Source organism: uncultured Desulfovibrio sp. (assembly GCF_944327235.1).
GTDB lineage: Bacteria > Desulfobacterota > Desulfovibrionia > Desulfovibrionales > Desulfovibrionaceae > Desulfovibrio.
The window spans coordinates 1-6,454 of record NZ_CALVHE010000117.1; the positions used below are offsets into that span (position 1 = coordinate 1).

5 protein-coding genes are annotated in these 6,454 nt (G+C 60.7%); 2 read left to right on the plus strand and 3 right to left on the minus strand.

Features of this window, described 5'->3' with window-relative positions; all coding sequences use genetic code 11:
- Window positions 1-227 precede the first annotated feature (227 nt).
- On the plus strand, window positions 228-2,120 hold the full coding sequence (locus Q0K00_RS11050) for an AAA family ATPase (protein WP_297229507.1): 1,893 nt from the start codon (window positions 228-230) through the stop codon (window positions 2,118-2,120).
- Window positions 2,117-3,394 (plus strand): McrC family protein, encoded by a 1,278-nt coding sequence (locus tag Q0K00_RS11055; protein WP_297229509.1) that lies wholly within the window; start codon window positions 2,117-2,119, stop codon window positions 3,392-3,394. Before Q0K00_RS11050 ends, Q0K00_RS11055 begins: the two co-directional genes overlap by 4 nt.
- Window positions 3,395-4,081: 687 nt before the next feature.
- Here the strand turns inward: Q0K00_RS11055 and Q0K00_RS11060 are convergent.
- The 3 genes from Q0K00_RS11060 to glpX all read right to left on the minus strand — a co-directional run bounded on the left by Q0K00_RS11060 (window position 4,082) and on the right by glpX (window position 6,258).
- Window positions 4,082-4,579: a heme-binding protein gene (locus Q0K00_RS11060; protein WP_297229511.1), complete on the minus strand. Its 498-nt coding sequence runs from the start codon at window positions 4,577-4,579 to the stop codon at window positions 4,082-4,084.
- A gap of 26 nt (window positions 4,580-4,605) precedes the next feature.
- Window positions 4,606-5,073, minus strand: coding sequence for a serine/threonine protein phosphatase (locus tag Q0K00_RS11065; protein WP_297229513.1), 468 nt, complete (start codon window positions 5,071-5,073; stop codon window positions 4,606-4,608).
- A 201-nt stretch (window positions 5,074-5,274) separates the two neighbouring features.
- Entirely contained in the window at window positions 5,275-6,258 is a 984-nt protein-coding gene (gene glpX, locus Q0K00_RS11070) for a class II fructose-bisphosphatase (protein WP_297229516.1), read from the minus strand.
- Window positions 6,259-6,454 lie beyond the last annotated feature (196 nt).

Below are 6,454 nucleotides of genomic sequence, written 5' to 3' on the forward strand. Positions count from 1 at the left end.
CCCCTCGCCTCGCGCGGGCGGGGTTCCCCTTCCCCCCAAAGCCCCCCATCCCTTCCCCAACGCGCTTTTACCAGGGTAAGAAGCAGGGACGCGAGGCTACCACGCACCCTAATACAAGCGACGCGTGCATGACTAACCTCTATTGTTTATTGAAATAAATATGCAAAATTTGTGCTGCTAGGCCTTGGTCCAGAATTCCTTAATCCTCTCCAACAAGGAGGCGGGACATGAAGAAAAATCTCATCCTCTACGGCCCGCCCGGCACGGGGAAGACCTGGCATACGCATCTGTATGCCGTGGCCATCATCGAGGAGTGCCCGCTGGAGGCGCTGAAGGCGGAAGACCCCGCCGCGGTGCGCGCCCGCTTTACGGCCTACCGGCAACAGGGCCTCATCGAGTTCACGACCTTTCACCAGTCCTACAGTTACGAGGACTTCATCGAGGGCATACGCCCCGTCATTGAGGACGACGGGAGCGAGACGGAAGGGAAGCTCGCCTACCGGGTGGAGGACGGCGTTTTCAAGCGATTCTGCCAGCAGGCGGAAACGGAGACCTTCGCGGAATCCCTGCGCGAGGAACTATCCATGTTCGCCGGTATTGCCGTGAATCCGTCGCCGGTCATCTGGAAAGTTTCCCTCGCGGGAACCGGCGATAATCCCGTCCGCACGGAATGTCTGGCCAACGGGCATATACGGATAGGCTGGGACGCCTACCGCAAGGACATTACGGAAGAAACCGATTTCTCCGCTGGCGGTAAAAGCGTTCTGGAGGCCTTCATCCAGAAGATGCAGGTGGGGGACATTGTCGTATCCTGCTACAGCGAATCCATGACGGACGCCGTGGGCATCGTGACCGGCGAGTATGAATGGCATGACGAGTACCCGAGCCACAAACGCCTGCGCAAGGTGCGGTGGCTGGTCAAGGATATCCGGCAGGACATTCTGGAGCTCAATAACGGTATCAAAATGACGCTCAGTACCGTGTACCAGCTCAAAAACATCAATCTTGACGACCTCATCGGCATCATCAGAAGCCATCGTCCCGATTCGTTTCCCGCCCCCTCCGAGGTGCGGCGACAAAACCGCGTATTCATCATCGACGAGATCAATCGCGGCAATATAGCGGGCATCTTCGGGGAACTCATCACGCTTATCGAGCCGACCAAGCGCCTGGGCGCGGCAGAGGCCCTGAAGGTGCGCCTCCCTTATTCGCGGGCGGAATTCGGCGTACCGGACAATGTCCATATCCTCGGCACCATGAATACGGCCGACCGCTCGCTGACCGCGCTGGACATCGCCCTGCGCCGCCGCTTCGCCTTTGAGCGGGTCGCACCGGAACCCGAACTGCTGGCGACCATGCTGCTGGGCGACTCCGGCTATACGGTGGCCGACCTGCTCAGGACGATGAACAGGCGTATCGCCGTCCTCATTGATCAGGAACACTGCATCGGGCACGCTCCGTTCATGAAACTGCCTCAGGGACAGGTCTCGGCGGACGATCTTGCCGACATCTTCCGACATGCCATCCTGCCGCTCCTTGAAGAATATTTCTTTGAGGACTGGCAGAAGATACGGCTGGTGCTCAATGATCAGCAAAAGCCGGAGACGGCGCACCAGTTCGTGGTGGCGGCCGATGACGATGAAGACCTTTTCGGGCCGGAGTTCACGCCATCGGGACCAGGCTGGAAGATGAACCCGGCCGCCCTTGGCCGTATGACCTCCTATGTGCGGATAGTGGACGCTGCCGCCACCTGCACGGAAGCGGAAGAGGCGGACACGGCCGCAAAGGGAACCGAAGCAATGGACGCGGACGGCGACGCCGCTGCCCGCGAACAAAGATCTTCTCGAACCTTTACGCCGCCGGAATCGCTGGCGGAGGCCATGCGGTGCAACGTTTCCCAGGTCAAGGAATACAAGAATAATGTTTTCATCAGGTTTTCTTTGGGGAAATATGCCGTCTATGATAAGGAGACAGCAACAAAAATAACGAATCAGATACAGTTCTGTCGTACTCTTGTCGCTTCCGATCCGCTGTTTCGTAATGTGACGCTGCCGGAAGACTACAATACCTATCAATCCATCAGCGCGATCATGGCGGTTCTCCACGACCGGCGGCCATGAAGATCATCACGGTCACAGAATTTGCCCGCCTGACTACAGAGGCGGTGGACGTGCCCCGGCTGGACAGGGCCTCCCTGCCTGTGGAGGATTTTCAGGCACTCTGTCGGCTCAATGAGCAGCGGCAGGCAGGGGAGGCGCCGCTCGTGCGGATGCAGAGCCGGACGACGCTCAGTCTGTGCAACTATGTGGGCCTGCTCCAGACCTCACTGGGAACGTGCATCGAGATCTTGCCCAAAACGGCCGATGGCGCGGAAAACGCGGAGCAGCAGCGCGGCCTGCTCCTGAAGATGCTGCGGGCCGTATACCGCCTGCCTTGCCGAGAAAGCGAGCCCGCCGCGCTCCGCACGGTGCCCGGTCCGCTCAGAGAATGGCTGATCCGGCATTTTCTGGAAGAATTGCACGACCTGCTCAGGAAAGGACTCTGCTTCCACTACAACCGAACGGCGGAGGAGAGACCCTTTTTGCGCGGCAGGCTGGATGTAGGCAAACATATGGTCCAGCCGCCACAGCGGCGGCATCTTCTGCCCATCCGGCATCATGTCTTTTCCGTGGATAGTCCGGAACATAGGCTTTTGCGCAGTGCGCTCGACCGCTGCCTGTCGGCCTCGCGAGACGTGGAAAATGGTCGCCTCGCCATGCCGCTGCGTGCCGCGTTTGCGGAGGTGCGGCCCAGCCGTTGCGTACCGGATGACTTCCGCCAGTGGCGCACGTCCCGTCTGATGGCCCATTATCAGCGCATACGCCCCTTGTGCGAGCTCATCCTCGCACAGGAAATGCCTCTTGCTCTGGCAGGTCAACGGCACGGCATCAGTATGCTCTTTCCCATGGAAACGCTTTTTGAGCGCTACGTCGGGGTCTGCCTGCGCCGTCAGCTCGCCCCCGATGCGCGGCTGTACGAGCAGGACAGAGGACACTGGCTCTGCACATGGGCGGAACGTCCCTTTTTTGTCCTGCGGCCCGACATCCGCATCCATCGCGCGGGGAAAGACTGGCTCCTGGATTGCAAGTGGAAAAAACTTTCCGGGAACTTGGGGACGCATTTCGGCATCAGTCAACAGGATGTCTATCAACTCTTTGCCTATGGGCAGACATGCTTGCGGGGAAAGGGCGATCTGGCCCTTGTCTATCCGTATCACGCCGGATTCCCGGCGTTGCACGCACCGTTTTGCTTTTCCGACACGCTCCGGCTCTGGGGCCTCGCTTTTGATCTGCATACCGGAAAACTGCTGCTGCCTCCCGACTGTCCCCTTGGCGAAGCGTTCGGCGTACAATAACGAGGGCCTGTCAACACTATCCATTACTTGTTTGGGGGGAAGGGGAACCCCTCGCCTCGCGCGGGCGGGGTTCCCCTTCCCCCCAAAGTCCCCCCATCCCTTCCCCAGCGCGCTTTTACCAGGGAAGCGTCGGGGATACGAGACGAGCCGTCCCAAAAGGGAAGTGAAGCGTGTACGGCTTTCTTGTCTTATGAACGGATCCGCATTGAAATTGTGTCCAATTTCAATGCGGACGCTGCCCTCACACTACGGAAAAAGCGTGGTTTTTCCGTGTGTTCGGTTGCGGGTAGTCGCTCTCGCGACTACCCGAGCAATCCACATTTTCAATGTGGGATTGCTCTATCTTTTGAAATTATTTGCAAAATTTGTATTGGTATGCCTTGGAGCGTCTCAATCCATACGGCCTGTCGTTTCGCGGAAAAAGTTCGGTTTTTCCGCTCACTTTCGGCTGGGCGGTGCTGTGCTGCCGCCTCGCGTTTTCCCTTTTTCAAAGGCAAGACGCTCTATTCATTCCTTGTTTGGGGAAAAGGCCCCACGCTCTGCTGTCGATGCCCGTAACTTCCTGCGTCGTAACGGGCACGGCCTGCGGCCACCTTTCGGTCGCGCTCTGCTGTTGATGCCCGTAACCTCTTTTGGCGTAACGGGTACCGCCTGCGGCCGTTTACAGTCGCGGTGACCGTCTTGCCTTCATGGCAGGGCTTTCAGTCCGGCTTCGGCGATGCGGGTATCCTCGGCGGAATGCGCGCCGCCCACGCCGATGCCGCCGGCGACCTGTCCGTCGATGATGATGGGGATGCCGCCTTCCATGAGGCTCAGGCGGGCATCGAGGTAGCGGATGTCTTCGGGGATGCGTCCCTCGCGGACGCCTTCCGCGATGTCGAGCGTCCGGCGTTTTTGCGAGGCGGTGGTAAAGGCTTTCTTGTAACTGGCTTCGAGGGTATGGACACCGGCATCATGGTGGCGCAGCACGGCCAGCGTCTGCCCCGATCTGTCCACGATGGTGATGCAGACGGCATGGCCGCTGCGTTGTGCCTCCGCCGAGGCGGCCAGCAGCATTTTCTGGGCCTGCTCCATGCTCAGCACCGGCCGTTGCGTCACGAGCGTGGTGTCCTCCGCCTGGACCTGACTGCCGCCGCCGCACAGGATGGCCGTCGCCACGGCCAGTCGTGCCAACATCCGCCTCATCTTCGGTCTCCAAAAGAAGTACGCAGCTACTGCACCTGCGCGTTATCCATGCTGGCCTTGAGGATGCTGCCCAGATGCTTGCGGGCCAGCTCCAGCTCGGCCTTGCTCACTTCCGGCATATCCTTGGGCCGGGCCATGCTGTTGCCGCCTTCCTCCACCATGACGAGGGCCGCGGCCATACGTCCCATGACGCAGAAAAAGCGGCGGGCGTCCCAGCCTTTTTCCTTGACCCACTGGGCGGCCTTCTCAGAATACAGAAAGTCCGCTTTGCCCTTGTTCAGGATGGGGTGGGCTTCTTCCTTTTCCGCACGCGTCCACTGACGGAACTGCGGCAGCAGATCGAGGAACTGGAGCAGTTCCTTTTCCGTTACGTCGGGCTGCTTGTCATAGACGGACGATACGGCGGCGGCTTCCGCCGTCCGCGGAGCGGAAAGCGGTGCGCAGGCCAGCATGGCACACAACAGAAGGATGCCGAAAAGAGGATGGCTTTTCATGAAACTCCTTGCCCGTGGACAGGCGGATCGGTTGAGAACGACGGCAGACCATGCCGCGGAGCGGGAAGGCAGCGGAACGTATGGTTTTGCCGTCTTGTGTCCTCTCGCTGCAGGAAAGAGCGCCGCAAACGGGCGCGAGCGAGGCGCGCGGGACCCCGACGAAGTGGCGACCGTCGTCGAAGCCCCGCACGGTGATATGCGTTAATACGGGACCGCGCTGATCTTGGTGAGGCGGTCAAGGTTATGGTAGGACTCCACATAACGGAGCGTACCGGTCTTGCCGCGCAGCACCAGCGAGTGGGTCACGGCATGACGGGAGCTGTAGCGCACGCCGCGCAAAAAGTCCCCGCCGGAAATACCGGTGGCGGCAAAGAAGCAGTCGTCGCTCTTGACGAGATCATTGACCGTGAGCACTTCGCGCAGATCGATGCCGGCGTTGGTAATGGCTTCCTTTTCCACATAGGACTGCGGGTCGAGGCGCGCCAGCATCTGTCCGTCCATGCCCTTGATGGCGCAGGCCGCCAGTACGCCTTCCGGCGTGCCGCCCGTGCCCATCATGATGTCCACCTCGTTGCGCGGATCGACGGCCATCAGCGCACCGGCCACGTCACCGTCCGTGTGGAGCTGGATACGGGCCCCCACCGCGCGGATGTCGGCAATGAGCTGCTTGTGGCGGGGTTTGTCCAGCACGAAGACCACAAGGTCCTGCACCTTTTTGCCCAGCGCCTTGGCCACGTTGGCCAGATTGACCGCCACCGGGGCGTCCAGATCCACCACGTTGCGGGCTTCGCCGGGGACCACGAGCTTCTGCATGTAGAAGCTGGGGCCAGGGTTGAACATGCTGCCGCGCGGAGCGACGGCCACGGTGGAGATGGCGTTGGGACGCCCGAAGGCCAGAAGGCTCGTGCCTTCCACCGGATCGACGGCCACGTCCAGCTGCGGGCCGTCGCCTATCCCCACATGTTCACCATTGTACAGCATGGGGGCATTGTCCTTCTCCCCCTCGCCAATGACCACGATGCCGTCCACATGCAGGGTGGAAAAGCTGTTGCGCATGGCATCGACAGCCGCGCCGTCGCCGTCTTCCTTGGCGCCGCGGCCCAGCCAGCGGGCGGAAGCCAGCGCGGCAGCCTCGGTGATGCGTACGATGTCCAGTGCAAGGTTTTTCTCCGGTGCTTCAGCCATGACAACATCCTCCAGATATGAATAAGCCCGCGCGTCACGGGCGAAGCGATTCTAGCGCAGGCCGCAGGGCGCTTCAAGCGGAAAGACGGAGAACGCCGCCGGGCCGTGTGGGAGGGTTGTTGCGGGGGGAAGGAAGGGGGCTTTTTTGCAAAAAAGCCCCCTTCCTTCCCCCCGCGCCCCCCATCCATCCCGCAAA

What these genes read in the sequence shown, in the direction of transcription:
- Q0K00_RS11050 (WP_297229507.1), top strand. Translation starts at nt 228, where the DNA reads ATGAAGAAAAATCTCATCCTCTACGGCCCGCCCGGCACGGGGAAGACC.
- Q0K00_RS11055 (WP_297229509.1), top strand. Translation starts at nt 2,117, where the DNA reads ATGAAGATCATCACGGTCACAGAATTTGCCCGCCTGACTACAGAGGCG.
- Q0K00_RS11060 (WP_297229511.1), bottom strand. Translation starts at nt 4,579, where the DNA reads ATGAGGCGGATGTTGGCACGACTGGCCGTGGCGACGGCCATCCTGTGC.
- Q0K00_RS11065 (WP_297229513.1), bottom strand. Translation starts at nt 5,073, where the DNA reads ATGAAAAGCCATCCTCTTTTCGGCATCCTTCTGTTGTGTGCCATGCTG.
- glpX (WP_297229516.1), bottom strand. Translation starts at nt 6,258, where the DNA reads ATGGCTGAAGCACCGGAGAAAAACCTTGCACTGGACATCGTACGCATC.